Raw genomic sequence first — 22,871 nt, forward strand, 5'->3', positions numbered from 1 at the left:
GCGGTCATGGATTCGACACAGCAGTTCTGGGAAGACTTCTACCGGGACAAGGACCAGGTCTGGAGCGGGAAGGCGAACCCGATCCTGGTGAACGAGGTCGCCGCCCTCACCCCGGGCACGGCACTCGATCTCGGCTGCGGCGAGGGCGGTGACGCCATCTGGCTCACGCAGCAGGGCTGGCGCGTCACCGCCGTCGACATCTCGGACGTCGCGCTCGAGCGTGCCGCCGCACACGCGGCCGAAGCCGGCGTCGAGGGCATCACCTGGGAGCGCCACGACCTGGCCAAGTCGTTCCCGGAAGGTCGTTTCGACCTCGTCTCCGCGCAGTTCTTCCACTCCCCCGTGGCGGAGGACGGCGAGCGGGACAAGGCACTCCGGCGTGCCGCCGAGGCCGTCGCGCCGGGCGGGACCCTGGTGGTCGCCGGCCACGCGGGCTGGCCGACGTGGATGGACGAGCCGCCGCACAAGGACGTCCACTTCCCCACGACCGCCGAGGTCCTCGAAGCGCTGGCCTTGGCCGACGGCGAATGGACCGTGGAGCGGCAGGAGCTGATCACGCACGACTTCCCCGGCCCGGAAGGCCAGCACGGAACGCGATCGGACAACGTGCTCCGCGTGCGCCGCTCGGGCTAGGTACCGTCACGGGCATGCGGATGACGCCTGCCGAAGCCCGGTCACGGTTCGAAGGCGAGCGGATCGCGCGGCTCGCGACGGCCGGCTCGGACGGTGTCCCCCATCTCGTGCCGGTGACGTTCGTCGTCGAAGGCGATTCGGTGGCCTTCGCGATCGACCACAAGCCGAAGAGTACGACGGCGTTGCGGCGGCTGAAGAACATCGCGGAGAACCCTGCCGTCGGGTTCCTGACCGACCGCTACGACGAGGACTGGGCCGGGCTGTGGTGGGCTCGGGCGGACGGCGTCGCCCGGGTGCTGACGGATCCCGACGAGCAGGCGCTGCCGGTGCGGCTGCTTCGGGAGAAGTATCCGCAGTACGAGACGCAGCCGGCTCCGCATGCCGTGGTGAGCACGCTCATTCACTCGTGGAGCGGGTGGCGGGCTTCCTGAGCTTCTTTTTCGGCTTTGTTGCCGTTCTACGACAACAAAGCCTTCGCCCTGCCGTATAGGTCGTTATACACTTCGAGTTGGACGTGAAGGCCTCCTTGAGGGACCCAGAGTCCCTGAAGGAGGCCTTCACGGAACGCCGGCTCGCCTCAGGAGTCACAACCGCTCCCCCAGAACGCCGTGAGGGCCTCCTTCCCTACCCTGAAGGTAGTGAAGGAGGCCCTCACGGACCAAAGTCAGGACCGGGGTGCCTCAGCGGGCAGGAACTGCTCCGTCGGCTTCCCCCGCCAGGCGGCGATGATCCCCAGCGGATCCGGCCGCAGCAGCGAAGCGGCCGCGTACACGCTCGCCGCGACGACACCGGCCATGAACCACCAGTCGTACAGCGCCTGCTCCCCCGTCGGGTAGTAGACCAGCGTCACGAACACCGACACGGCGACGACCACCGCGAGGTTCCGGCGGCGCCATTCGAAGGCCGACAGGACCACGAAACCCCAGGTCAGGTACCACGGCAGCGAGGGCGGCGGGACGATCGCGCCGGCCAGCAGGACGATCGCCATCCGGTGGATCGCCGGGTTGCCGCCGTCGCGGGCGAGCCACCACTGGCGGCCGGCGAAGACGAACAGGCCGACCATCGCGATCGCACGGAACACCGTGACGAACGGCGAGACCTCGACGTCGATCACCAGGTTCACCAGCGAGTAGAAGATCTCGCCGATCCCGGTCGGGAAGTTCATCCAGTTCGCGATGAGCGTCGGCGCCTTGAGGCCGGTCAGCCAGCCCAGGTTGAACGAACCGAGCGAAAGCCAGGTGCCCACGACGAACACCGGCAGGAAGATCCCGACCGACGCGGCGCCCGCGCGGAAGAAGTTGACCACCTTCCGGTCGCCGGGCAGGTGGTTCGCCCATACCCAGACCAGGAACGGCAGCGCCCACGCCGCGGTGGGCTTGATCAGCATGCCGATGGTGACCAGGACGATCGCGACGACATGCCTGCGTTCCAACGCCGCCAGCACGCCCACGGTGAGGAAGCCGAGCATCAGCAGGTCGTTGTGCGGGCCGCCGACGAGGTGGATCACCGTCATCGGGCTGGCGATGGCGAGCCACAGGGTGATCGGCAGTTTGCCGCCGAGGTGCTTGACCAGCCGCGGCAGTGACCACAGCATTCCGGCCAGGCCGATCATCAGCACCAGCCGGGTCGCGATGACACCGGCGATCATGTCGTTGCCGGTGACCGAGATGATCCCCTTGGCGACCAGCAGGAACAGCGGGCCGTACGGCGCGGGGGTGGTCTGCCACAGCGGGTGGACGTTCTGCACGACGTCCGGCAGCACGGTCAGCTCGGCCGGGCCGTTGGCGTACGGGTCGAGCCCGTGCAACAGCTGCGCGCCCTGCGCGAGGTAGGAGAAGACGTCGCGGGTGAACAGCGGCGGCGACACCAGCAGCGGCGCCATCCAGCAGGCGGCGGCGATGACGATCGGGCGGCTGCCGATGCGGCCGGCGAGCGCATAGCGGCCCAGCCGGACCCACGCCCAGATGATCAGCGCGAAGCCCGTGTAGAGCATCACGTTGGCGAGGATGCGACCGTGGCCGTAGCGGATCCACGACAGCGGCCCGTGCCCCAGGATCGGGTCACGGATGAGGATGCCACCGGCGCCGAGCGCCGCCAGCATCAGCAGCGTGCTGCCGATGGTCCCCATCGCGATGGTGCGGTACGGGAACCGGGAAGGCACCCGTAGCCGCTCGCCGAGGGAACCGGCCGAGGGCGTCTGCTGGGGGTCTGTCGTGGTCGCCATTTCGAGATTGGAGGTTACACACCGCGCCTGTGCGTGTGCGCGGCAATGGGGGTTTCCCGCGCCGTTCCACCGGGCAACGCGGCGAGCAGCGACTTCGTGTAGTCGTGCTTCGGGTCCAGCAGGACCTCCTCCACCGTGCCGACCTCCACCAGCTCGCCGCGGTACATCACGGCGACCCGGTCGGCGATGTTCCAGGCCAGCCCGAGGTCGTGGGTGATCACGAGCCCGGCGAGACCGAGTTCACGCCGCAGTCGCAGCAACAGCGCGAGGATCTCCCCTCGCACCGACGCGTCGAGCGAGGCCACCGGTTCGTCCGCCACGATCACGCCGGGGTCGAGCGCGAGCGCGCCCGCGATGACGACCCGCTGCCGCTGCCCGCCGGACAGCTCGTGCGGAAGCCGGTCGAGGAACTTCCCCGCGGGCCGGAGTTCGGCCGCTTCCAGAGCCTTGATGACGATCTCGTGCTCGTTCGCGCCCATCCCGTGGATGCGCGGGCCCTCCGCGACGGCCTCGTACACCGTGTGGTTCGGGTTCAGCGCGCTCGTCGGGTCCTGCAGTACGAGCTGGACCTGCCGCCGGTACGCCTTGAGCCCGGCGCCGCCGAGCGGGACCGGCTTGCCGTCGTATCGCACCGCACCGGAGTCGGGTTTCTGCAGCCCGAGCAGCGTCCGGGCCAGCGTCGTCTTTCCGGAGCCGGACTGGCCGACGAGTGCGACGATCTCGTCCTTCCGCACCTGGAGGCTCACCCCGGCGACGGCGTTGATCCGCTTCCCGGTGCGGTCGCGGAAGCTGACGCGCAGGTCTTCGGCCTCCAGCAACGCAGGCTGATCGCCACTGCGTTCCGGCTCCGGTGGCAGCGGCGTGCTGGTCGCAGGCGCGAACCGGGACACCGGGTCTCCGACGGTCGGGAACGCGGCCGCCAGCGCCTTGCTGTGCTCGTGCTGAGGCGCGCTCATCAGTTCCGCGCTCGGCCGCTCCTCGACGATCTCACCGTCGTACATCACCGCGATCCGGCGGCAGGTCGCGGCGAGCACCGACAGGTCGTGACTGATCATGATCAGCCCGATCCCCTGTTCGGCGACGAGCCTGCCCAGCAGGTCCAGCACCTGGGCCTGGACGACGACGTCGAGCGCGGTCGTCGGCTCGTCCGCGATGATCAGCCGCGGCGAACACGCCAGCGCCATCGCGATCATGACGCGCTGCTTCTGGCCACCGGACAGTTCGTGCGGGTACGCCCCGGCCCGGCCGGGCGGAAGGTCGACCTGTTCGAGCAGTTCCTTGACCTTGGCCTGGATCTCGCCGTCCGAAAGCGCCTTGCCGCCGGGCGGGTGCAGCCGGATCGGCTCCGCGATCTGCTCGCCGATCTTCCGCACGGGGTTGAGCGCGTGCATCGCGCCCTGGAACACGACCGAGGCCTCGGCCCAGCGCACCGCGCGCAGCCTGCCCCACTTCATGGCCGTGACGTCTTCACCGTCCAGCAGGATCTCGCCGCTGACCTTCGCCGACCGCGGGAGCAGCCGCAGCACGCTCATCGCGACCGTCGACTTCCCCGACCCCGACTCCCCCGCGACGCCGAGGGTGTCGCCGGGTTCGAGCACGAGGTCGACACCCCGGACGGCGGCGACCTCGCCGCTTCCGGTGGCGTACGTGACGCCGAGGTTCTTCAGTTCCAGCAAGGGGCTCATGAGTGCTGTCCCTTCAGGCGCGGGTTCAGCACGGTCTCCAGCGCGCGTCCGACGAGGGTGAAGGCGAGGACGACCACGACGATCGCGACCCCCGGCGGCAGCAGGTTCCACCAGGCGCCCTTGCTGATCGCACCGTTGTTCAGCGCGGTCTGCAGCATGGCTCCCCAGGAGACGGTGTTCGGATTGCCGACACCGAGGAAGGCCAGCGTCGCGTCCGCGATGACCGCGTTGCCCACGACGAGTGTGGTGTTGGCCAGCACGAGCGGCATGACACCGGGCAGGACGTGCTTGCCGACGATGTGCAGATGTCCGCCACCGAGCGCCTTCGCACGCTCGATGTACGGACGGCCTTCGATCGTCAACGTCTGCGCACGGACCAGCCGCGCGGTGCTCGGCCAGGCGGTGACGCCGATGGCGACGATCACCGTCATCGCGCCCTGCTCCAGCACCGAGGCCAAGGCCACGGCGAGGACGAGCGACGGCAGAACCAGGAAGAAGTCCGTGAACCGCAGCAACAGTCCGGACAGCCAGCCACCAAAGTGCGCGGCAGCGATCCCGATGATCGTGCCGATCAGCACCGAGAGGAAGGCCGCCGAGAACCCGACGAGCAGGGAGATCCGCGCGCCCCAGAACGTCATCAGCAGCACCGAGCGGCCATCGATGTCGGTGCCCAGCCAGAATTCCCCGCTGGGCGGGTTCAGCGAACCGCCATGGGCCTTGGTGACGTCGAGACCGGATTCGTCCGAGATCACCGGCGCGAGGATGGCCAGCACGGTGAGGATGCCGAGGAAGGCGAGCCCGAACACGCCCGCCTTGTTCGTCGTGAACTCGTGCCAGCGCTTCGCCACTGCCTCGCGGCGTCGGCGCCAGACGATCGAACCGGGTTTTTCCGCAGTGGTCATGCCGTCCGCACCCTGGGGTCGAGCACGCGGTAGAGCAACTCCGCGAGCAGGTTCATCAGCACCACCGCGCCGGCCAGGGTGACGAAGACTCCTTGCAGGACAGGCAGATCAGGTCCGCGGAGCGCTTCGTAGAGCAGCTGCCCGAGCCCCGGCCAGCTGAACACGGCCTCGACCGAGACCGCGCCCGAGACGACCATGCCGAACTGCATGAAGACCAGCGTCACCGTCGGCAGGAGGGCATTGGGCACGGCGTGCCGTTTGCGCACCAGGTCGTCGCGCAGGCCCTTGGCCCGTGCGGTGGTGAGGTAGTCCGAGTTCATCTCGCCGATCAACGACGACCGCATGACCAGCATGTACTGGGCGTAGAACACCACCAGCAGGGTCACGCACGGCAGCACCAGATGGTGGAGAACGTCGAGTCCTTCGCTGAAGAAGCCCGGCGCGACGTCCGGGGAATGCATGCCCCGGCTGGGAAAGAGCCCGTCGGTGGCCACCAGCAGCATGAGCCCGAGCCAGAACTGCGGGACCGACCACAGGGTCAGCGCGAGTCCGGTTTGGGCCTTGTCGAATCCGCTCCCCCGGCGCCAGCCCGCGCGGATGCCGAGCCACAGGCCGAGCGCGACCGCGAGCACCGTCGCGCTGCCGACGAGCAGGATCGTCGGCCACAACCGCTCGCCGATCATGTCGAAGACCGGGCGCCGCTGCAGGTACGAGACCCCCATGTCGCCCTGGAGCAGGCCGACGATGTAGTCCCAGAACTGCTGCAGCAGCGGCTTGTCCACGCCCATCTGCGCGCGCAGCTCCGCCATCATCTTCGGATCGGTCGGCCGGTCGCGGACCATGAACCGCACGGGATCACCGGGCAGCGTCCGGAACAGGAAGAACCCGAGCACGACGACGAGCGCGAGGCTCGCCAGCGCGCCGCCGATCTTGGAGAGCACGAACCGGGCGGTGCCGGTCCCGCCCCGGCGCTCGTCGGGATCGACGAGCGCCGGGGATTGGTCGAGGGAACTGAGTGCTTCGGTCAACGCGGTCCTTTACTCCCGGTCGTCGGCCGACTTGCCGCGCCGCCCGAGCAGCACGCCGCCGCCGACGAGCACCACGAGCACGACCGCGCCGATGCCGATCCACAATCCGGTGTTGCTGCTTTCCTCGGCGGCGGCCGCTGCCGCGTCGGCCGGGGTGGCGCCGTAGACGCCCCAGTAGCCGGACTGCTCGAGGATCGCGCCGTCGGGCTGCGGCTGCTTGGTGAACGAGGAGAACTTGTCCGACCGGTACGCCTCGAGCACGTTGTCGTAGTCGAGGACGACGTCGACGTACTCCCCCGCCAGCACGGCCTGCGCCTGCTTGACGAGCTCGGCGCGCTTCGCCGGGTCGAACTCGGTCAGCTGCTTCTTGTACAGGTCTTCGTAGCGCGGGTCGCAGAAGAACGTCGCCGAGCTGCCGCCGTTGCCCTCGGCGTTCGGGCGGCCGGCGCAGGTGTTGAGGCTCAGGGCGTAATCGGGGTCGGGCGAGGTGCCGTAGCCGGAGATCGCGAGGTCGTAGTTGCCCGCGGTGGTGCGGTCGTCCAGTTCGTCGTCGGAGACGAGCTCCTGCTTGACGCCGATACCGACGTCCTTGAGCCAGCCGGTCAGGAACTGCGCCACCCGCTGGTCGAACGGCCGGTTGGCGTGCCCGGCGAGGCGGAACTCCAGCTTCGCGCCACCGGGGCGACGCGGATCCCGTCCGCGCCCTTGGCGTAGCCGGCCTGGTCGAGCGTGGCGTTCGCGGCCGCGATGTCGAACTTGGTCTTCTCCGCGTCCGACGGGGTCCAGGTGTAGGCCTTGTAGATCGCCGGCACGACGCCGGTCCCGGGCTGGCCGTAGCCGTTCATCACCTTTTCGACGATGGTGTTGGTGTCGACGGCCTGCGCGATCGCCTTGCGGACGCGGAGATCCTTGAGGATCGGGTTCCCGTCACCGATCGGCTGGTCGAGGACGTTCTTGACGCCGAAGTTGATGATGAGCTCGTTGTACCGGCGGCCCGGCGCCTTGTTCGTCGTGATGTTCTTCTCGCCCTTGAGCGCGTCGAACTGCGTCGGCGTGAGGCGGTTGATGACGTCGACCTCGCCCTGCTTCAACGCGTTGACCGCCGCCTCGGCGTCCTTGAACTGCAGCAGCTGCAGCTCGTCGACCTTCGGCGCGCCGCGCCAATAGTCCTTGTTCGCCTTGAACTTCACGAACTCGTTCTTCTTGTACTCGGTCAGCAGGTACGGCCCGCTGCCGACGCCGACCACGGCCATGTCGTCGGTCGAGGGGGCGTTGAGATCCTTGATCGGCTCCCAGATGTGCTTGGGCACGATCGGGACGTCGAGCGAGGTCATGCTCGACTGCGGGGCCTTGGTCTTGATGACGAGCGTCTTGTCGTCCGGCGCCGACACCGAGGCGAAGTTGGTGACGTAGCTGCCGTTCGCGGTGCGGGCGTTCTCGTCGTCGAGCATCCGCTGGAAGGTGTACGCGGGGTCCTGCGCGGTGATCGGCTTGCCGTCGGACCACTTCATCCCCTGGCGGATGGTGAAGGTCCAGGTGAGCTTGTCGTCCGACGTCTTCCACGACTCCGCGATCCCGCCGGTGGGCTGGGTGTCCTCGGCCGAAGGCAGGGTCAGGAACTCGTAGTTGAACCGGCCGACCTGGGTCGACGCCGCCAGCTGGGCGGTGAAGGGGTTCAGGTGGTCGATGCCGGTCGTGAGCGCCACCCGGAGGACCTTGCCCTGCTGCTGTGCCGCCGCGGCGGGCACGAAAGGCACCGTCGCGACCGCCGAAGCGGCGAGGACGGCGACCACGCGAAGACCACGTCGTCGCCTCGGAAAACGCTCTGTGCGCACGAAGACCACCCCATCGAAACTCGCTGTAACCCAACCCCCGAGGCGGAAAAGTAACCACATGTCGCGGTAACCGCGCAATGACTCGCCAATACCGATCGTGCACGGCGGATGTCGTCGCGTGGTCGACAGCTACTTTACGTCTCGCCAACGTTGCACAGTGTCACCATTTCGGCGCGCGAAACGGCGACACGTGCAGTGTCCTGGGTATTCAAGGGAAGCGGGCTTGCAGAAGCCTTGCGCGCGATGATGCCCAATCGATACGTGCGACGAAGTGGGAGCAAAGCGTTTCGTCCTCTGGATGCGGTCGTTGCGCACGCAAGTACCGCATCCAGAGGACGAAACGCGGGGCGTCAGCCGACGGAGACCTCACGCCGCCGCGCGGTGGCCGCGGCCGCGTAGAGCCACGCGAACAGCGCCCACATCCCGGCGAAGATGAGCCCGACGGTCACGTACGCGACCGTCCACAGCACGGCGGGCGTCTCCGACTTCCGCTCTCGTTGCAGGAACTCGATCTCGGACATGAACGGGCGCGTGCCGGACGTCGCGTCGATCGACGGCGCGTTCGCGGCCGGGTCGGCGGGCGCGTAGATCGGGGCCAGCCCCATCACGCGGTTCGGGACGTGCACGCGGATCCCGGTCTTCCACTGGCCGAACACCGGCAGCGGCTGGGCCGTGCGGTAGACCCCGTCGCCGATCTTCTCCAGCGGCGCGGTGTAGAAGTCGCCGCCCTGCCAAGCGAATCCGTTGAGCCACACGGCGTCGTCGGCAAGGTCGGGCCGCGAGATCGTGACGGTCGCGTCGACCCAGCGAGGCGTGCCGCCGCCGTGCGGATTCGAGATCGGCAGCCCGGTCGCGGCCTCGGTCAGCCGGACGTCCGCGGTGAATCCCGGTTCCGGATCGGCCGGGACGGCGACCGCCGACATCAGGGCGACCGCGCCCAGCGCGCCGACGAGCCCGACCGCGTGCCGGGGACCGGGAGCGGGCACCAGCGTCGCCGTCTCCTCCACTCGCTGGAACTGCCAGACACCGATGAACGCGCCCGCGAGCGCCGCGCCGGTCCCGAACAGGACGAAAAGCGGCAGATGTGCCGTGGGCCAGGGGTTCGGCATCAGCCACTGGGTGAACGCCGCCTCGGCGAGCATCCCGGCCGTCCCCACGAGCAGGCCCGCGACGGCGGCGAACGTGTAGCCCTGCCGGTTGCGCATCGCGAAGGCGACGACCTCGATGATCACCGCTTCGGCGACGTACGGCAGCAACGACGCCACATGCAAATCGGCGAACAGCGGGATGACGGCGAACGACGCACGGGAGGCGAGGAAGACCGCGAGGACGATCAGCGCGCCACCGGGGCCCCAGGACAGCCGCCCGTAGGTCAGCGTCCAGGCTCCGATCAGGCCGACGAGCACGACCTGCGACAGCATCGGGAACTGCGGGACGCCGAGATCGAACTCCATGAGGAACGCCGAAGCGCCCATCATCCAGGCGCCGGCGAGGACCGGGCCGAGCAGGCGCACCACCGGTCCGGTCGCACCGACCTGACGCGCCTCGCCGAGCAGCAGCTGCAGACCCAGCACGACGCAGACACCGCCGCCGATCATCAGGACGTGCGTCGGCCCCCACTCGGTGACGTCCTGGCCGAACAGGCGGTGCCAGACGTCGTCGAGCGGGAAACCCGCGATGCCGACCAGCCCGGTCGCCATCATCTGGATGGATCCCATCGGCGCCCGCCAGTGCGGGCCGATCTTGAACGTGCGCTTGGGCAGATCCTTCGTCGCCAGGGTCGCGCTGAGCACGCCGCTCGCGAAGATGCCCATCAGTCCGAAGTAGATCGGGTAGTGCGAAGGGTTCGCGAGCGGGCCTTCGTCGCGGCCGAGCTCCATGTGGATCGGCACGTCCCAGTAGACGCCGATCAGCGCCGACATCCCGGAAAGGAAGGCGACGAACATCGGCAGCGCCGCCCAGCGCGGCAGACCGGCGAGCTCGCCCATCCAGTCCGCGACGCGACCGAAGACCGTCCGCTTCCCCGCGCGCTCGCGAAGCACGAAGAGGGCCAAGGGCAGGAAGACCGCCGTGAACATCAGGCCCGCGATGACGATCTGCCCGAATTGCGCACCGCCGGCAGGCGGGCTCTCCTGAGCCATGAACACCGTTCTCGCCTTCCTGCTAACCTGAGTAACTGTTACCTTGGGTAACACGATAGGCGCAAGGTCCCGAGCGGGCAAGCCGGGGCGTACGACTTGGAGGGACCTCGATGCGGAGGATCTGCGGGATCGCCGTGGCGACGCTGCTGGCCGTGACCGGCTGCTCGGGATCGACCGACACGGAACCGGCCCCGTCCACCGGCACCCGGACCGTCAAGTTCTCGGTCGCCGAGGGCAAGCGCACGGCGGGCCCCGAGGAGGTCGCGGTGCGCACCGGCGAGAACGTCGCGCTCGAAGTCACCTCCGACCAGCCGGACGAACTGCACGTCCACGGCTACGACAAGGCCGCCCAGCTGACTCCCGGCGTTCCGGGGACGGTCACCTTCACCGCGAACATCGACGGCATCTTCGAGGTGGAACTGCACAAGAGCGGCGCGGCGGTGACGAAGCTCCGGGTGAGCGGATGATCCTGGCGCACGGCCTCGGCGGCCGGTCCGATCTGCCGGTCCCGCTGTGGCTCGCGCTCTACGCCGGAGCGGCGGCCGTCGTGGTCTCGTTTTTCGCGCTCACCGCGCTCTGGAAGGAACCCAGACTCCGCGGCGCCGACGCCGGCCGCCCACTCCCCCTCGCGCTGCAACGGTTCGTCGACAGCGCGTTCTCGCTTGTCGCGTCGCGCGTGATCGGAGTCCTGCTGTTCGCGGGCTTCCTGGCGATGGCGTGGGCCGGGCCCGAAAGCTCGGCCGGCAATCCGGCTCCCGCCTGGTTCTACGTCTGGTTCTGGGTCGGACTGGTTCCGCTTTCGCTCCTGTTCGGCCCGGTCTGGCGACGACTGAATCCACTGAGGACGGTCGCGTCCCTGATCCCGTCCCGGCACCGTGAACTCCCGGACCGGCTCGGCTATCTGCCCGCGATCGTCGGCCTCCTGGCGTTTTTGTGGCTGGAACTGGTGTTCCCGCATTCGGACTCGCCCCGGGCGATCGCTCTTTTCGGCACCGTGTATGCCGTTATACACATTGCGCTCGGTGTGGTGTTCGGTCCGCGCTGGTTCGACCGCGGTGAGGCTTTCGAGGTCTACGCGCGCTTGATCGCGGCCCTCTCCCCTTTCGGCAGGCGGGCCGACGGGCGTCTGGTGGTCCGGAATCCGCTGGACGGTCTGCTCACCCTCTCCCCCGCGCCGTGGCTGACCGCGCTGGTGCTGGTGGTGCTCGGCTCGACCGCGTTCGACGGCCTGACCCGGCTCCCGTTCTGGACGTCGCTCGACGCCGGCGTCCTCGGCGGCACCGCCGGACTCGCGGCCTGTATCGCGCTCACGTACGGCGCCTACGCGGGCGCGATCAGCCTGACCAGGCCGTACCTGCGCCGAGGGTTCGACCCGTATCCCGCGTTCGCGCCTTCGCTGATCCCGATCATGGTCGGCTACACCGTGGCGCATTACTTCTCCTTCGCCGTGTTCTCGGGCCAGCAGGGTTTCGGCCGCACGATCGACTACACGGTCGTGTCGACCGGCGTGATCGCGCTGGTGCAGATCGCCGGAATCGTCGTAGGACACGTGTTGGCCGTAACCTCGGCACATGACCGTTCCGTCGGCGTGCTGCGCGCGAACTACGTCAAGGTGGGCCAGTACCCGATGCTGGCGCTGATGATCGGCTACACCGCGCTCGGGATCGCGCTGGTCTCCGGCTCATGACCATCGCGGCGCGGGTGGTGATGATGCACCAGGGCGGCTGGGACGAGATCCTCATCTTCGTCGGCCCCGTGGTGATCATCGGGCTGCTCGTCTACGTGGCGCGCAAGCAGGTCCCGACCACGCCCGAGGAAGACGACGAGTAGCCAGCAGCCTGCACGAGCTGATCTTCGCAATGGACAAGGAGGGCTGCTCGAACGACGAGGCCGGGGCACGGCAGTTCGTCTCAACCTAGGCGGACGAGAGCGATGTCCAGCGAGCTCTCCACTAGGCCTATGGTATTGACCTAGCAGTAGTCACGTGGAGCACGCCTGCAATCTCGTGGCATCCCAGGAGTACAGTGCATGAATAGTCGCGAGTCGCATGAGACTCGGCGCGATTTCGCCCACTCGAAATTAGCAGGCTCACGTCAGCGAGCAGTCTGTTCCAGAAATTTTACAATCTTATCCCATAGCGCGTCGAAGAGTTCCTCTGCGGTAAGCAACGGATCTGCTCCACCCATTGACATATCTTGAAACCGCAGCTTTGCCACCCTGGCCTCGGAATCCCATTCAGGACGCACGAAACCATTGACGCCATCGCTGACTCGCGGCCACTGAAAGGCAACTGTCAGCGCCCCCGACCAGACACTTTCACCCCGAGCCACCTTGAGTTCACACGCCGGACGCCCCCTTGCCTCCACCAAGACAGATACTTCTCCTGCAGACGCTCGGACATGCGATCGGAAGCCATACTCTTCCAGCGCAGGAACCTCTGCCGTGAAACGCATTCCGATATACTGTAGCGCTTCATCCATGGTGCTTTCGGCACTGAATCTAGTAGGCGCAAGCTTTGGCAGCTGCAGTGAGCTTGATCGGGACATCAGGCTTACGTCCGAATTTTCCACCGAGGGCACTGGCCACACTTGCCGACCCCCTGGGGTGATACGTTCCAGAATAGCGCGAGCGAGCCGGTCAGGTGAATAGTCCGCAGAACGAAGGTAGATCGTAGCCGGGCTGAGGTATTCGACCGGCACCTCAACGTCATCCATAAGTACAGGCAGGATAAAATCCTCCTGATCTATCGCTCGGATCAGCGCGGCACGAAACTCGTCCATCGGATACGCTCCGGCCAAGTATTCGCGCGACAGGAACGGCACGACATACCTTGTATTCACACTGCTATAGATCTTGCGGAGCTCGGTAATCACATTTCGCCCCCACAGCATGACCTGTTCATCCAGGTCATAGAAGACCTTCAAGCCAAGTTTCCTACATTCGCGCACTACCTCCTCAACATACGCACGCTGCGCACCGGAAAACGAAACTGCGATATCATGATTGTCGTTCAGAGTGGTCATTCAGATTTCCCGGATTGCCGTAAAGTCGGATCGAACCTGCGGACAGTGCTGATACTACTTCCCAGACCGGCGCGGATCGCTGCACCAACGCCCGCTCGCCAGGAGCGTGGCTGACCGCCAGCACAGAGCAGCCGCCGGTCAGCCACTTCAACTGTCATCACCAGGTCCGCCACCCAGAAGCAACGCCCCAGCCAGCTCGGTGACCTCGTCCCGGGACCGGCCGTCGTGGTCGGCGGCCATGAAATGCTTGCCGATCAGAAGCGAGAACGCGAGCAGGCAGCGGGCTTCGACCTCGTCCTCGTCGGTGAAGATCTCGCGCATGAGGGAACGCAGGTAGTCCATCCGCTGGTTGTCGACCCGCCGGAGGCGTTCGGCGACCGCCGGGTCGCGCCGGGCCCAGTCCCGGATGGCGAGGTCGATCGGCAGCAGACGCTCGCCGGCGAGCAGCCCCGCGCGCCGGATCTTCGCCCTGGCGTCGCCGCCTTCGCTCTCGACGCTTTCGAACAGCAGCTCGGTGCTCATCCGCTCCCAGGTGGCGAGCATTTCCGCCAAGAGTGTGCCTCGATCGGCGAAATAGCCGTAGAAGCCGCCTTTGGTGACACCCAAGGCTTTCGCGAGCGCCTCGACGCGGACCGCGTCGGGACCTCCGGCGGCGAGGGCGGTCAGCCCCGCGTCGATCCAGGCGCTCGGCGGGGTCCGGGTTTCGGCGGCCATGGGATCACCGTATCTCCCGTCACTCCAGCACCACGAGGACGATATATACGCTACCGTACAGATGGCGGAAGTACTGGGAGGAACTACGACGTTGAAACTCGCGGAAACGGCCCACACCGCCCACGCCTGGCGGATCCACGAGATCGCCGGGGACTTCGACCTCGAAGACGTCTGGGCACTCGGAACACCCGGCGGACCGGACGACTTCGGCGAACTGGTGAAACAGTTCTCGTCGGGGAACTTCCCGGACGGGTCACCGCTCCCCGTCCGGGCGCTGTGGGCGCTGAGGTGGAAGCTCGGCGGGTTGCTCGGGCTGGACAAGCGGGGTTCCGGTCTCGACACCAGGGCGGGATCGCTGCGCGGCAAGCTGCCGGAAGACCTCCGCGAAACACCCACCGGCCCGGACGAGGACTGGCTGCCGTTCACCCCGCTCTACCGGCTCGACGACGAGTTCGCCGCCGAGATGGCGAACCGGACCATGCACGGCGTCCTGCACATCGCGTGGGTCGAGGACGGGCAGGGCGGATACCGCGGCCAGATGGCGGTGCTGGTCAAACCCAACGGCCTGCTCGGGCGGGCGTACATGGGATTCATCAAGCCGTTCCGGTACCTGATCATCTATCCGGCGCTCATGCGGATGATCGCGCGGGAGTGGAAGGGCAACTCCTAGCCCCAGCCCTCGTGAGTGGCGAGGACGGTTAGAACCGTCCTTGCCACTCACGAGGCGGTCAAGAGCGGCGCGTGCTCCGCACCAGCGTCATGTCCTTCTCCCGCACCGGTTCGTGGCAGTGCGCGCACACGGTCTCCGGCGCGAGCACCTCGCCGCAGGAATGCCGCCACACCGTCGGCGGCGGCCCCTCGGTGACATACGTGTCACCCCACGCCATCAGGTTCAGCAGCACATGGTTGAGCGCGTGCCCCGCCTCGGTGAGCACGTACTCGTAGCGCGGCGGATGCTCCTCGTAGAGCCGTTTTTCGAGGATGCCCGTCTCGACGAGCTTCCGCAGCCGCGCGGTCAGGATGTCCCGGCTCGCCCCGGTGTTGCGGACGATCTGGTCGAACCGCCTCGCCCCGAAGAACACCTCGCGCAGCGCGAGCAGGCTCCAGCGCTCCCCGATCACCTCCATCGCGTTGGCGATCGAGCAGTCCCTCGGTCCTTCGGTCATGCGACCAGCGTAAACCCAGTGAGTCTTGATTTCCAACCCACTCGATGCCACAGTGAGTTGGAGATCCCAACTCACTACTGGAGGCAGCCGTGCACGACGCGGTCATCGTCGACGCCGTCCGTACCCCGATCGGCAAGGGCAAGCCCGGTGGGGCCCTGAACGAGATCCACCCGGTCCAGTTGCTCGCCCACACGTTGCGCGCTCTCGTCGAGCGCAACGGACTCGACCCCGAACTGATCGACGACGTCATCGGCGGCGCGGTCGACCAGGTCGGCGAGCAGGCCCAGAACGTCACGCGGTGGGCGGCACTCGCCGCCGGGCTGCCGGAAACCGTGCCCGCCACCACCGTCGACCGGCAATGCGGGAGCAGCCAGCAGGCCGTGCACTTCGCCGCGCAAGGCGTGATGGCGGGCGCGTACGACGTCGTCATCGCCTGCGGCGTCGAGTCCATGAGCCGGGTCCCGATGTGGTCCAACGTGCTGCCGGGCACCGATCCCCTCGGCCCCGGCGTCGCCGAGCGCTACCCGGAAGGCCTGGTCCCCCAAGGGATCAGTGCCGAACTCATCGCCGCGAAGTGGTCGCTCAGCCGGGAGGCGATGGACGAGTTCGCCCTGTCCTCGCACCGGAAAGCGGCGCGGGCACACGAACTCGGGCGGTTCGCGAGCCAGATCGTCCCGATCGACACGCCTTCGGGCCGGGTGTCCACCGACGAATCCGTCCGGCCGGGCACCGACCTCGCGACCCTCGCCAAGCTGCGCCCGGCATTCCAGGACGCGGACGTGGCCGCCCGGTTCCCGCAGATCGACTGGTCGGTGACCGCGGGCAACAGCAGCCCGATCAACGACGGCGCCTCCGCCTTGCTGATCACCTCCAGCGAGACCGCGGCAAGGCTCGGCCTCCGTCCGCGCGCCCGGCTGCACAGTTTCGCCGTCACCGGATCCGACCCCCTGCTCATGCTCACCGGCGTCATCCCGGCGACGGAGAAGGTCCTGCGGCGCGCGGGGCTGAGCCTGGCGGACATCGACCTGTTCGAGATCAACGAGGCCTTCGCCAGTGTCGTGCTGGCGTGGCAGCAGGAAACCGGGGCCGACCCGGCCAAGGTCAACGTCCACGGCGGCGCGATCGCGCTGGGCCATCCGCTCGGCGCGAGCGGGACGCGGTTGATGGGCACGCTCGTCAACGCGTTGCACCACCACGGCGCCCGGTACGGCCTGCAGGCGATGTGCGAAGGCGGCGGTCAGGCCAACGCGACCATCCTGGAGGCGTTGTGACCGACCGGCTCCCCAGGAAACTGAAGGATCATCCGTCGGTACAGGCGGTGCTCGCCAAACCGCGGGACAAACCGTCGCCGGTGATCGACGCCGCCTGGCTCAAGGAGATCTGCCTCGCCGCGGGCGCCGACGACGCGGCCGCCGTCTCGCTCGACCATCCGGATCTGGCGGGTGAACGCGAGCACGTCGAGCGCGCGTTGCCCGGGACCAAGACCCTCGTCTCGCTCGTGGTGCGCATGAACCGCGACGACGTCCGCTCCCCCGCCCGCAGCGTCGCCAACCAGGAGTTCCATCGCACGGGCGAGATCATCAACGAGGCCGGGCACACGATCGTCCGGACGCTGCAGGACGCCGGATATCGCGCGATCAACCCGTCCGCGACGTTCCCGATGGAGATGGAGCACTACCCCGGGCGGATCTGGGTCGTCGCGCACAAGACGGTCGCCGTCGCGGCCGGTCTCGGCGCCATGGGGCTGCACCGCAACGTCATCCACCCGAAATTCGGCAACTTCGTGCTGCTGGCGACCCTGCTGGTCGACGCCGAGGTGTCCACCTACGGCGAAGCGCTCGACTACAACCCTTGCCTGGAGTGCAAGCTGTGCGTCGCCGCATGCCCGATCGGCGCGATCTCGAAGACCGGCGAGTTCGACTTCCTCGCCTGTTCGACGCACAACTACCGCGAGTTCATGAGCGGCTTCACCGACTGGGCGCAGACCGTGGCCGACAGCGAGGACGCCGCCGACTTCCGGTCCAGGGTGACCGATTCGGAGAACGTGTCGATGTGGCAGAGCCTCGCGTTCAAACCGAACTACAAGGCCGCGTACTGCATGGCGGTCTGCCCGGCGGGCGAAGACGTGCTCGGGCCTTACCTCGAAGACCGGCGCGGCTTCCTCGGCACCGTGGTGAAACCGTTGCAGGACAAGGTGGAGACGTTGTACGTGCGGGAAGGTTCACCGGCGAAGGCCTATGCCGAACGCCGCTTCCCGCACAAACCGGTGAAGGAGGTCGACGGCGGCTACCCGCGGCGGTAGGGCCGCCCCTACCCCGCGGCCGGGGGCCTGTCCCCTGTCCGGCGCCGTCCGTACTCCCTAACCTGGCGGCAAAGCCTGGGGAGGACCTTCCGCATGATCGCGACCAAGCTGGCGTTCTCGTCGCTCCGCCGCCGACCCACCGGATTCGTCGCGAGCTTCGTCGCGATGTTCTTCGGCGCCACGATCCTGATGACGTTCGCGTCCCTTTTGGACACTCGGGCGGCGGCCGATCCGGAGACCGCGAAGACCTTGCTGATCATGGCGAGCGTCGTCGGGGGCTGGGGCCTGGTGATCGTCCTGTTCGCGACGCTTTCGACACTCTCTCTGTTGATCCGGCAGCGCATCCCGGAGATGGCGTTGCTGAAGAGTGCCGGCGCGACGCCGTCGCAGATCGGCCGGATGATCGTCGGCGAGGCGGCGGTCGTCGCCGTCGTCGCCGCGGCCACGGCCGTCGTGCCGTCGGTCTTCGCGGGGCGGTGGCTGGTCGCGCTGCTCGGTGACACCGGCCGCATACCCGCCGGGCTGGAGGCACGGTTCGGCGCGATCGCGGTGTCCATGGGCACCGGCATCACCCTTCTCGCCGCACTCGCCGCCGCGACGGTCGCCGCCCGGCAAGTGGCCGGGCGCGGGACGATGGAGGCGATTCGCGAGGCGGGGATCGACACCCGGCCGACCGGAAGGCTCCGGATGATCGGCGCCGTGATCGTGCTCGCCACCGGGCTCGGGTGCGGGGTGCTGACGATGACCGTGTTCACCGGCGCGGAGCCCGCGTTGATGGCGATCGGCGGCCAGGGCGCGATCCTCGCCGCGATCGGTTTCGCACTCCTCTCCCCCGCCCTGCTCGGCCCGATCGCCGCGGTGCTGGCCGCGCCGCTGCGCCGGGCGGGCGTCTGCGGTCATCTCACGGCGGCGCACCTGCGCGTTCGCGGCCGTCAGCTGGGCGGAGTGCTGGTGCCGATCATCCTGTTCACCGGCATCGCGACCGGAACGCTGTACATGCAGGCCATCGAGAACTCCGCGGGCACCGCGCCCGCGACGATCGCGAACAGCATCGAGACCCTGAACTACGTCGTCGTCGGCATGATCGCGCTGTTCGCCGCCGTGATGCTGGTGAACACCGTCGTGGCCGCGATCGTCGGACGGCGCCGCGAGTTCGGGCAGCAACGGCTCATCGGCTCGACACCGTCACAGGTCCTGCGGCTCGTCGGTACCGAAGGCACCGTTCTGGTGGCGGTCGGCATCCTGTTCGGCTCGCTCTCCGCCGCCGTCACCGTCGTCCCGTACAGCGTCGCGAAGACCGGGAGCCCGGTGCCGGACGAGACGATCGGGGTCTACCTCGCCGTTGTCGCCATCGCCGTGATCCTGACGCTCGGTTCGCATGTGGGCGCGGCGGTGAAGGCGATGCGGACCCCGGCGATCCAGGCGGGCACCCGCGGCTGAAGGCCTGTCACATCTTCGTTCCCCCACCCGTCAGGGTTACGACTGAGCGATGAAGGATGGGGACCGTGGACGAACACGACTGGCTGGCGCGGCGCTTCGAAGGGCACCGGACGCATCTGAGGGCGGTGGCGTACCGAATGCTCGGTTCGCTGAGCGAGGCCGACGACGCCGTGCAGGAGGCTTGGCTGCGGCTGAGCCGGTCGGACTCCGGCGAGGTGGACAACCTCGGCGGCTGGCTGACCACCGTCGTCGGCCGGATCTGTCTCGACATGCTGCGCTCGCGCAAGTCCCGGCCGGAAGAGCCGGTGGGCGCCCAGCTCCCCGACCCGATCATCGGCCGTGAGGGCGGGATCGACCCGGAACACCAAGCCCTGCTGGCGGATTCGGTCGGGCTGGCGCTCCTCGTCGTGCTCGACACCCTCGACCCCGCCGAGCGGCTCGCGTTCGTCCTGCACGACATGTTCGCCCTGCCGTTCGACGAGATCGCGCTCATCGTGGGGCGGTCTTCCGCGGCGACCCGGCAGCTCGCCAGCCGCGCGCGCCGCCGTCTGCAGGGTTCGCCGACGGTCCCGGACGCGGACCTGGGCCGTCAGCGGGAAGTCGTCGACGCGTTCTTCGCCGCCGCGCGGGGCGGCGACTTCGACGCGCTGGTCTCGGTGCTCGACCCGGACGTCATCCTTCGCGCCGAGGGTGGCGCGGCCCCGGCGGGGACCTCGCGGTTCGTTCGCGGTGCGGCCAAGATCGCGAGCCAGGCGCTCATGTTCCGAGCCGCGGGCGAGGGCAGGGAGCTGCGGCCCGCTCTGGTCAACGGCGCGGCCGGGATGGTCGTCACCAAGGACGGCGTCCCGACGACGGTCTTCGCGTTCACCGTCGTGGGCGGGAAGATCGCGGCGATCGACATCCTGGCCGATCCGGACCGCCTCGCCGCGCTGGACTTCGAACCGCTCGGCTGATCCGTCGGGGAAGGGTCGTTCAGGACTTTTCCCGTCCTGAACGACCCTTCCCCGACCTACGCGCTGCCGGGATCAGGAGGTCGGGAAGTTGTCCGCGGTGCGGATGCGGTCCCGGATCCAGACACCGGCGGGCTTCAGCGGAGCCGTGCCGGTGAACGAGCTGCCCGAGCAGGTGCCCGGCTTGAACACCGCGCCCGACCGGCTGTCGTCGGAGAAGTTCCAGTTGGTCCAGCTGATCTTCTTCGACGCCAGGAAATCGAGGTACTTCTGGGAGTTGGTGAAGTCGTTGCCGCCGTCACCGCTGGCGGTCTGCGTGCCGAACTCGGTCACGAACAGCGGGATCTTGCTCGCGGCGCGGCTCAGCGCGTTGAAGTACTCGGTCTTGTGCGAAGCCGCGTAGAAGTGGAACGTGTACATGAAGTTGCTGGCACGCACCGGGTTGTTGATGATGTCGGTCTCGTTGCGGCCGTCGGAGATGCCGAGCGAGCCCCAGCCGTGCGTGCCCACCAGCACCACGCCGTCGGAGTCCTGGGCGCGGATGACCGGGATCATCTGCTCCGCGTAGCTGCGGACGCGGTCCCAGCTGACGTTGTTGGGCTCGTTGGCGATGTCGTAGATGATGTTGGTCTTGTCCTTGTGCCGCTGGGCGATCTCGGTGAAGAACGTCTTGGCGCGGCTGAGGTTCGCGTTCGGGTCGCCGGGAGTGAGCTGGTGCCAGTCGACCAGGGCGTACATCCCGCGTTTGGTGGCCTCCTCGATGTACCCGTGCACCATGTCCGTGAACTTGCGCGGGTTGGTCTCGTAGCCGCCTTCCTGGATGTACATCGAGATCCGGAGGACGTCGGCCTTCCAGTCGTTGGCCAGCGCGTCGAGCGAGGCGGTCTTCACGCACTGGCTGAACCACTGGATCCCGTGGGTGCTCATGCCCCGGAGCTGGATCGGCTTGCCCGCGGAGTTGCAGAGCTGGAGGCCGCAGACCTTCAGCTGTCCGTTGATCGCCGCCGGACTGCCCGGCGGCAGCGCGGCGGCGGCCTGCGTTGCGGGTTCTGCCGCCGTCTCGGTCGCCATCGAGGTGCTCGCGGCGGCGACCGGGGCCAGCAGCCCGGCGGCCAGTGCGGCCGTCACCCGGAGGCGGATCTTGTCCCAACGCATTCGGCTTCTCCTCTCGCGTCGACGGCACCGACGTTGGCGCGCCGACGGTCAGGGCGGCGGAGTTAAATAGGAAACTTTCCTTACTATTGGAAAGTAAAGGGAAGATTACCCACAGGGTCGACGGACGGTCAAGAGTCGACCACCGACGGTTCCGGCGAGCTCGGGCATGATCGGACCGTGACGACCATCGTGGCCTTCCACGCCCACCCCGACGACGAAGCCCTGCTGACCGGCGGCACCCTCGCGCGCGCCGCCGCGGACGGCCACCGGGTCGTCCTCGTCGTCGCCACGATCGGCATGCGAGGCGCGGACGCGGCGCGCCGGGCCGAACTCGAAGCGAGCGCGAAGGTGCTGGGCGTCGATCGGGTCGTCCACCTCGGCTACGCGGGCAGTGGCCACGGCGCGGTCCTCTACCCGGATCCGCCGGGCTGGGTCCGGTTCGTTCGCGCGAGCACCGACGAAGCGGCGGCGCGGCTCGTGGCGATCCTGCGCGCGGAGAAGGCGTCCGTTCTCCTGAGCTACGACCGCAAACGGCGGCTACGGCCACCGCGACCACGTCAAGGTGCACGAGGTCGGCAGGCGGGCGGCGGAACTCGCCGGCGACGTCCGGCTGCTGGAGGCCACGATCCCCCGCGACGTCGTCGCGCGCCTGGTGAGGATCGTCCGCCTGGCACGGATCCCGTTCCGCTACGACGTCGACGAGCTTCTTCGCGCCTACAGCGCCCGCTCGGAGATCACGTACACCTTCGACGTCCGGCGTTACGCACGCCAGAAGCAGGCCGCGATCGCCGCCCATTCCTCGCAGGTGAAGGGGAACGGCAGGCTGGCGCCGCTGATGCGCGTCGTGACCCGGCTTCCGGCACCGCTCTTCGGCCTCGCGTTCAACCGCGAGTGGTACGTCGACGCGACCCCGCGCGGATCACGATCCTGACCGGCGGGCGCGGTACGCGGCGGCCTTCACCCGGTTCTGGCAGGCGAGCCCGCAGAACCGCTTGATCTGCGCCTGGCTCGTGTCGAGGTACACCTGATCGCATCGCGGCGCCGCGCACAGCCCGACGCGATGCGGGATGTGGTCGCCGAACGCCGCGGCCACCGACACCGCGAGCCCGGCCGCCCACTGCTGGACGAGGTCGGCCTCGGGGCCGTGGAAATGCAGATGCCAGGACTGTTCGCCGTGGCGCTGCAGGGACGGGCGGGCCTTGCTGTCGACGAGCATCCGGTTGAGCAGTCCCGCCGCCTCGTCGTGCTCCCGCCGGGCCAGCGACTCGATGATCTCCCGCAGCCGCGACGCGAGATTCCGCAGCCGCTCCGCGGTGAGCAGGTCGATCTGGCCGTTGCCGAGCGTTTCCGTGACGACACGGACCAGATCGTGGCCGCCGAGCGCCGGTTTCGGCCTGCCGTGGACGTGCTCCCCGGTCAACGCGTTGATCAGCGTGACCCCGGTTTCCAGCCGCATCGCGTGATGCCCGTCGGGCTCGTCGACCATTCGACCCCCTCCCCCACGCGTCACTGGTTCGCAGGACGCCCGCGGTGACGCTACCAAAGGCGAGCGGCACCGCAAGGGCGATGAAGTCGTTCGGAGCAACGAAATCCTGCGGACGGCGCAGTGCTGGTCCACTGTGGACACACGTCGGTCTCGTGAGTGTTCAGGACGGTTAGAACCGTCCTTGCCA

General features: G+C 68.2%; 20 protein-coding genes and 2 pseudogenes. 11 read left to right on the plus strand and 11 right to left on the minus strand.

From position 1 onward, the window contains the following. Positions 1-6 precede the first annotated feature (6 nt). Both MJQ72_RS08865 and MJQ72_RS08870 read left to right on the plus strand, forming a co-directional pair. Entirely contained in the window at positions 7-633 is a 627-nt protein-coding gene (locus MJQ72_RS08865; protein ID WP_240598641.1) for a bifunctional 2-polyprenyl-6-hydroxyphenol methylase/3-demethylubiquinol 3-O-methyltransferase UbiG, read from the plus strand. A gap of 14 nt (positions 634-647) precedes the next feature. Next, the gene (locus tag MJQ72_RS08870) at positions 648-1,064 is read left to right on the plus strand and encodes a TIGR03668 family PPOX class F420-dependent oxidoreductase (RefSeq protein ID WP_240598642.1); all 417 of its coding nucleotides are present in this window, start codon (positions 648-650) and stop codon (positions 1,062-1,064) included. 233 nt (positions 1,065-1,297) lie between these two features. Here MJQ72_RS08870 and mptB read toward each other — a convergent pair whose 3' ends face one another. From mptB to MJQ72_RS08900, 6 genes and pseudogenes are all read right to left on the minus strand, one after another. Further along, positions 1,298-2,857: a polyprenol phosphomannose-dependent alpha 1,6 mannosyltransferase MptB gene (gene mptB, locus MJQ72_RS08875; protein ID WP_240598643.1), complete on the minus strand. Its 1,560-nt coding sequence runs from the start codon at positions 2,855-2,857 to the stop codon at positions 1,298-1,300. Positions 2,858-2,871: 14 nt separating this feature from the next. Then, positions 2,872-4,542, minus strand: coding sequence for an ABC transporter ATP-binding protein (gene nikE, locus MJQ72_RS08880; protein WP_240598644.1), 1,671 nt, complete (start codon positions 4,540-4,542; stop codon positions 2,872-2,874). Next, positions 4,539-5,444 (minus strand): ABC transporter permease, encoded by a 906-nt coding sequence (locus MJQ72_RS08885; RefSeq protein WP_016334228.1) that lies wholly within the window; start codon positions 5,442-5,444, stop codon positions 4,539-4,541. Before MJQ72_RS08885 ends, nikE begins: the two co-directional genes overlap by 4 nt. Further along, positions 5,441-6,472, minus strand: a complete 1,032-nt coding sequence (locus MJQ72_RS08890; protein WP_240598645.1) for an ABC transporter permease — start codon at positions 6,470-6,472, stop codon at positions 5,441-5,443. The genes MJQ72_RS08885 and MJQ72_RS08890 overlap by 4 nt, the downstream gene beginning before the upstream one ends. Positions 6,473-6,481: 9 nt before the next feature. After that, positions 6,482-8,265, minus strand: a pseudogene (locus MJQ72_RS08895) (ABC transporter substrate-binding protein). Between the two features lie 392 nt (positions 8,266-8,657). Beyond that, on the minus strand, positions 8,658-10,448 hold the full coding sequence (locus MJQ72_RS08900; protein WP_240598646.1) for a hypothetical protein: 1,791 nt from the start codon (positions 10,446-10,448) through the stop codon (positions 8,658-8,660). Between the two features lie 110 nt (positions 10,449-10,558). Between MJQ72_RS08900 and MJQ72_RS08905 the strand changes: the two genes are divergently transcribed. The 3 genes from MJQ72_RS08905 to MJQ72_RS08915 are packed head-to-tail and all read left to right on the plus strand — an operon-like array spanning position 10,559 to position 12,278. After that, positions 10,559-10,915, plus strand: coding sequence for a hypothetical protein (locus tag MJQ72_RS08905; RefSeq protein WP_240598647.1), 357 nt, complete (start codon positions 10,559-10,561; stop codon positions 10,913-10,915). Further along, on the plus strand, positions 10,912-12,135 hold the full coding sequence (locus MJQ72_RS08910) for a hypothetical protein (protein ID WP_240598648.1): 1,224 nt from the start codon (positions 10,912-10,914) through the stop codon (positions 12,133-12,135). The genes MJQ72_RS08905 and MJQ72_RS08910 overlap by 4 nt, the downstream gene beginning before the upstream one ends. Continuing rightward, a complete protein-coding gene (locus MJQ72_RS08915; protein ID WP_240598649.1) occupies positions 12,132-12,278 on the plus strand; it encodes a hypothetical protein in 147 nt (48 codons plus the stop codon). The genes MJQ72_RS08910 and MJQ72_RS08915 overlap by 4 nt, the downstream gene beginning before the upstream one ends. 263 nt (positions 12,279-12,541) lie before the next feature. Here the strand turns inward: MJQ72_RS08915 and MJQ72_RS08920 are convergent, their stop codons facing one another. Both MJQ72_RS08920 and MJQ72_RS08925 read right to left on the minus strand, forming a co-directional pair. After that, positions 12,542-13,471, minus strand: a complete 930-nt coding sequence (locus tag MJQ72_RS08920) for a toll/interleukin-1 receptor domain-containing protein (RefSeq protein WP_240598650.1) — start codon at positions 13,469-13,471, stop codon at positions 12,542-12,544. A 147-nt stretch (positions 13,472-13,618) separates the two neighbouring features. Continuing rightward, positions 13,619-14,185 carry a TetR/AcrR family transcriptional regulator gene (locus MJQ72_RS08925; RefSeq protein ID WP_240598651.1) on the minus strand — a complete coding sequence of 189 codons (567 nt, stop codon included), beginning with the start codon at positions 14,183-14,185 and terminating at the stop codon, positions 13,619-13,621. A gap of 61 nt (positions 14,186-14,246) precedes the next feature. Here MJQ72_RS08925 and MJQ72_RS08930 point away from each other — a divergent pair, with 61 nt between their 5' ends. Next, a complete protein-coding gene (locus MJQ72_RS08930) occupies positions 14,247-14,855 on the plus strand; it encodes a DUF2867 domain-containing protein (protein WP_240598652.1) in 609 nt (202 codons plus the stop codon). 58 nt (positions 14,856-14,913) lie between these two features. On the opposite strand, the gene MJQ72_RS08935 is transcribed toward MJQ72_RS08930, so the two are convergent. Continuing rightward, a complete protein-coding gene (locus MJQ72_RS08935) occupies positions 14,914-15,351 on the minus strand; it encodes a helix-turn-helix domain-containing protein (protein WP_043848115.1) in 438 nt (145 codons plus the stop codon). An 89-nt stretch (positions 15,352-15,440) separates the two neighbouring features. Between MJQ72_RS08935 and MJQ72_RS08940 the strand changes: the two genes are divergently transcribed. The 4 genes from MJQ72_RS08940 (at position 15,441) to sigJ (ending at position 20,046) form a co-directional block, all read left to right on the plus strand. Beyond that, complete coding sequence (locus MJQ72_RS08940) at positions 15,441-16,622, plus strand: thiolase family protein (RefSeq protein WP_240598653.1); 1,182 nt, start codon at positions 15,441-15,443, stop codon at positions 16,620-16,622. Next, positions 16,619-17,653: a (4Fe-4S)-binding protein gene (locus MJQ72_RS08945; protein ID WP_240598654.1), complete on the plus strand. Its 1,035-nt coding sequence runs from the start codon at positions 16,619-16,621 to the stop codon at positions 17,651-17,653. Before MJQ72_RS08940 ends, MJQ72_RS08945 begins: the two co-directional genes overlap by 4 nt. Positions 17,654-17,746: 93 nt before the next feature. Continuing rightward, complete coding sequence (locus MJQ72_RS08950) at positions 17,747-19,093, plus strand: FtsX-like permease family protein (RefSeq protein WP_240598655.1); 1,347 nt, start codon at positions 17,747-17,749, stop codon at positions 19,091-19,093. Positions 19,094-19,158: 65 nt separating this feature from the next. Beyond that, positions 19,159-20,046: an RNA polymerase sigma factor SigJ gene (gene sigJ / locus MJQ72_RS08955; RefSeq protein WP_240598656.1), complete on the plus strand. Its 888-nt coding sequence runs from the start codon at positions 19,159-19,161 to the stop codon at positions 20,044-20,046. Between the two features lie 72 nt (positions 20,047-20,118). Here sigJ and MJQ72_RS08960 read toward each other — a convergent pair whose 3' ends face one another. After that, entirely contained in the window at positions 20,119-21,198 is a 1,080-nt protein-coding gene (locus MJQ72_RS08960) for a glycoside hydrolase family 5 protein (protein WP_037337618.1), read from the minus strand. 177 nt (positions 21,199-21,375) lie between these two features. Between MJQ72_RS08960 and MJQ72_RS08965 the strand changes: the two are divergent. Continuing rightward, positions 21,376-22,129: pseudogene (locus MJQ72_RS08965) on the plus strand (PIG-L deacetylase family protein). On the opposite strand, the gene MJQ72_RS08970 reads toward MJQ72_RS08965, so the two are convergent. Continuing rightward, positions 22,118-22,684: a CGNR zinc finger domain-containing protein gene (locus MJQ72_RS08970; RefSeq protein WP_240598657.1), complete on the minus strand. Its 567-nt coding sequence runs from the start codon at positions 22,682-22,684 to the stop codon at positions 22,118-22,120. The pseudogene MJQ72_RS08965 and the gene MJQ72_RS08970 overlap by 12 nt on opposite strands. Between the last annotated feature and the right edge of the window lie 187 nt (positions 22,685-22,871).

Origin of the sequence: Amycolatopsis sp. EV170708-02-1, assembly GCF_022479115.1 — a bacterium.
GTDB lineage: Bacteria > Actinomycetota > Actinomycetes > Mycobacteriales > Pseudonocardiaceae > Amycolatopsis.

What these genes read in the sequence shown, in the direction of transcription:
- MJQ72_RS08865 (WP_240598641.1), top strand. Translation starts at nt 7, where the DNA reads ATGGATTCGACACAGCAGTTCTGGGAAGACTTCTACCGGGACAAGGAC.
- MJQ72_RS08870 (WP_240598642.1), top strand. Translation starts at nt 648, where the DNA reads ATGCGGATGACGCCTGCCGAAGCCCGGTCACGGTTCGAAGGCGAGCGG.
- mptB (WP_240598643.1), bottom strand. Translation starts at nt 2,857, where the DNA reads ATGGCGACCACGACAGACCCCCAGCAGACGCCCTCGGCCGGTTCCCTC.
- nikE (WP_240598644.1), bottom strand. Translation starts at nt 4,542, where the DNA reads ATGAGCCCCTTGCTGGAACTGAAGAACCTCGGCGTCACGTACGCCACC.
- MJQ72_RS08885 (WP_016334228.1), bottom strand. Translation starts at nt 5,444, where the DNA reads ATGACCACTGCGGAAAAACCCGGTTCGATCGTCTGGCGCCGACGCCGC.
- MJQ72_RS08900 (WP_240598646.1), bottom strand. Translation starts at nt 10,448, where the DNA reads ATGGCTCAGGAGAGCCCGCCTGCCGGCGGTGCGCAATTCGGGCAGATC.
- MJQ72_RS08905 (WP_240598647.1), top strand. Translation starts at nt 10,559, where the DNA reads ATGCGGAGGATCTGCGGGATCGCCGTGGCGACGCTGCTGGCCGTGACC.
- MJQ72_RS08910 (WP_240598648.1), top strand. Translation starts at nt 10,912, where the DNA reads ATGATCCTGGCGCACGGCCTCGGCGGCCGGTCCGATCTGCCGGTCCCG.
- MJQ72_RS08915 (WP_240598649.1), top strand. Translation starts at nt 12,132, where the DNA reads ATGACCATCGCGGCGCGGGTGGTGATGATGCACCAGGGCGGCTGGGAC.
- MJQ72_RS08920 (WP_240598650.1), bottom strand. Translation starts at nt 13,471, where the DNA reads ATGACCACTCTGAACGACAATCATGATATCGCAGTTTCGTTTTCCGGT.
- MJQ72_RS08925 (WP_240598651.1), bottom strand. Translation starts at nt 14,185, where the DNA reads ATGGCCGCCGAAACCCGGACCCCGCCGAGCGCCTGGATCGACGCGGGG.
- MJQ72_RS08930 (WP_240598652.1), top strand. Translation starts at nt 14,247, where the DNA reads ATGGCGGAAGTACTGGGAGGAACTACGACGTTGAAACTCGCGGAAACG.
- MJQ72_RS08935 (WP_043848115.1), bottom strand. Translation starts at nt 15,351, where the DNA reads ATGACCGAAGGACCGAGGGACTGCTCGATCGCCAACGCGATGGAGGTG.
- MJQ72_RS08950 (WP_240598655.1), top strand. Translation starts at nt 17,747, where the DNA reads ATGATCGCGACCAAGCTGGCGTTCTCGTCGCTCCGCCGCCGACCCACC.
- MJQ72_RS08960 (WP_037337618.1), bottom strand. Translation starts at nt 21,198, where the DNA reads ATGCGTTGGGACAAGATCCGCCTCCGGGTGACGGCCGCACTGGCCGCC.
- MJQ72_RS08970 (WP_240598657.1), bottom strand. Translation starts at nt 22,684, where the DNA reads ATGGTCGACGAGCCCGACGGGCATCACGCGATGCGGCTGGAAACCGGG.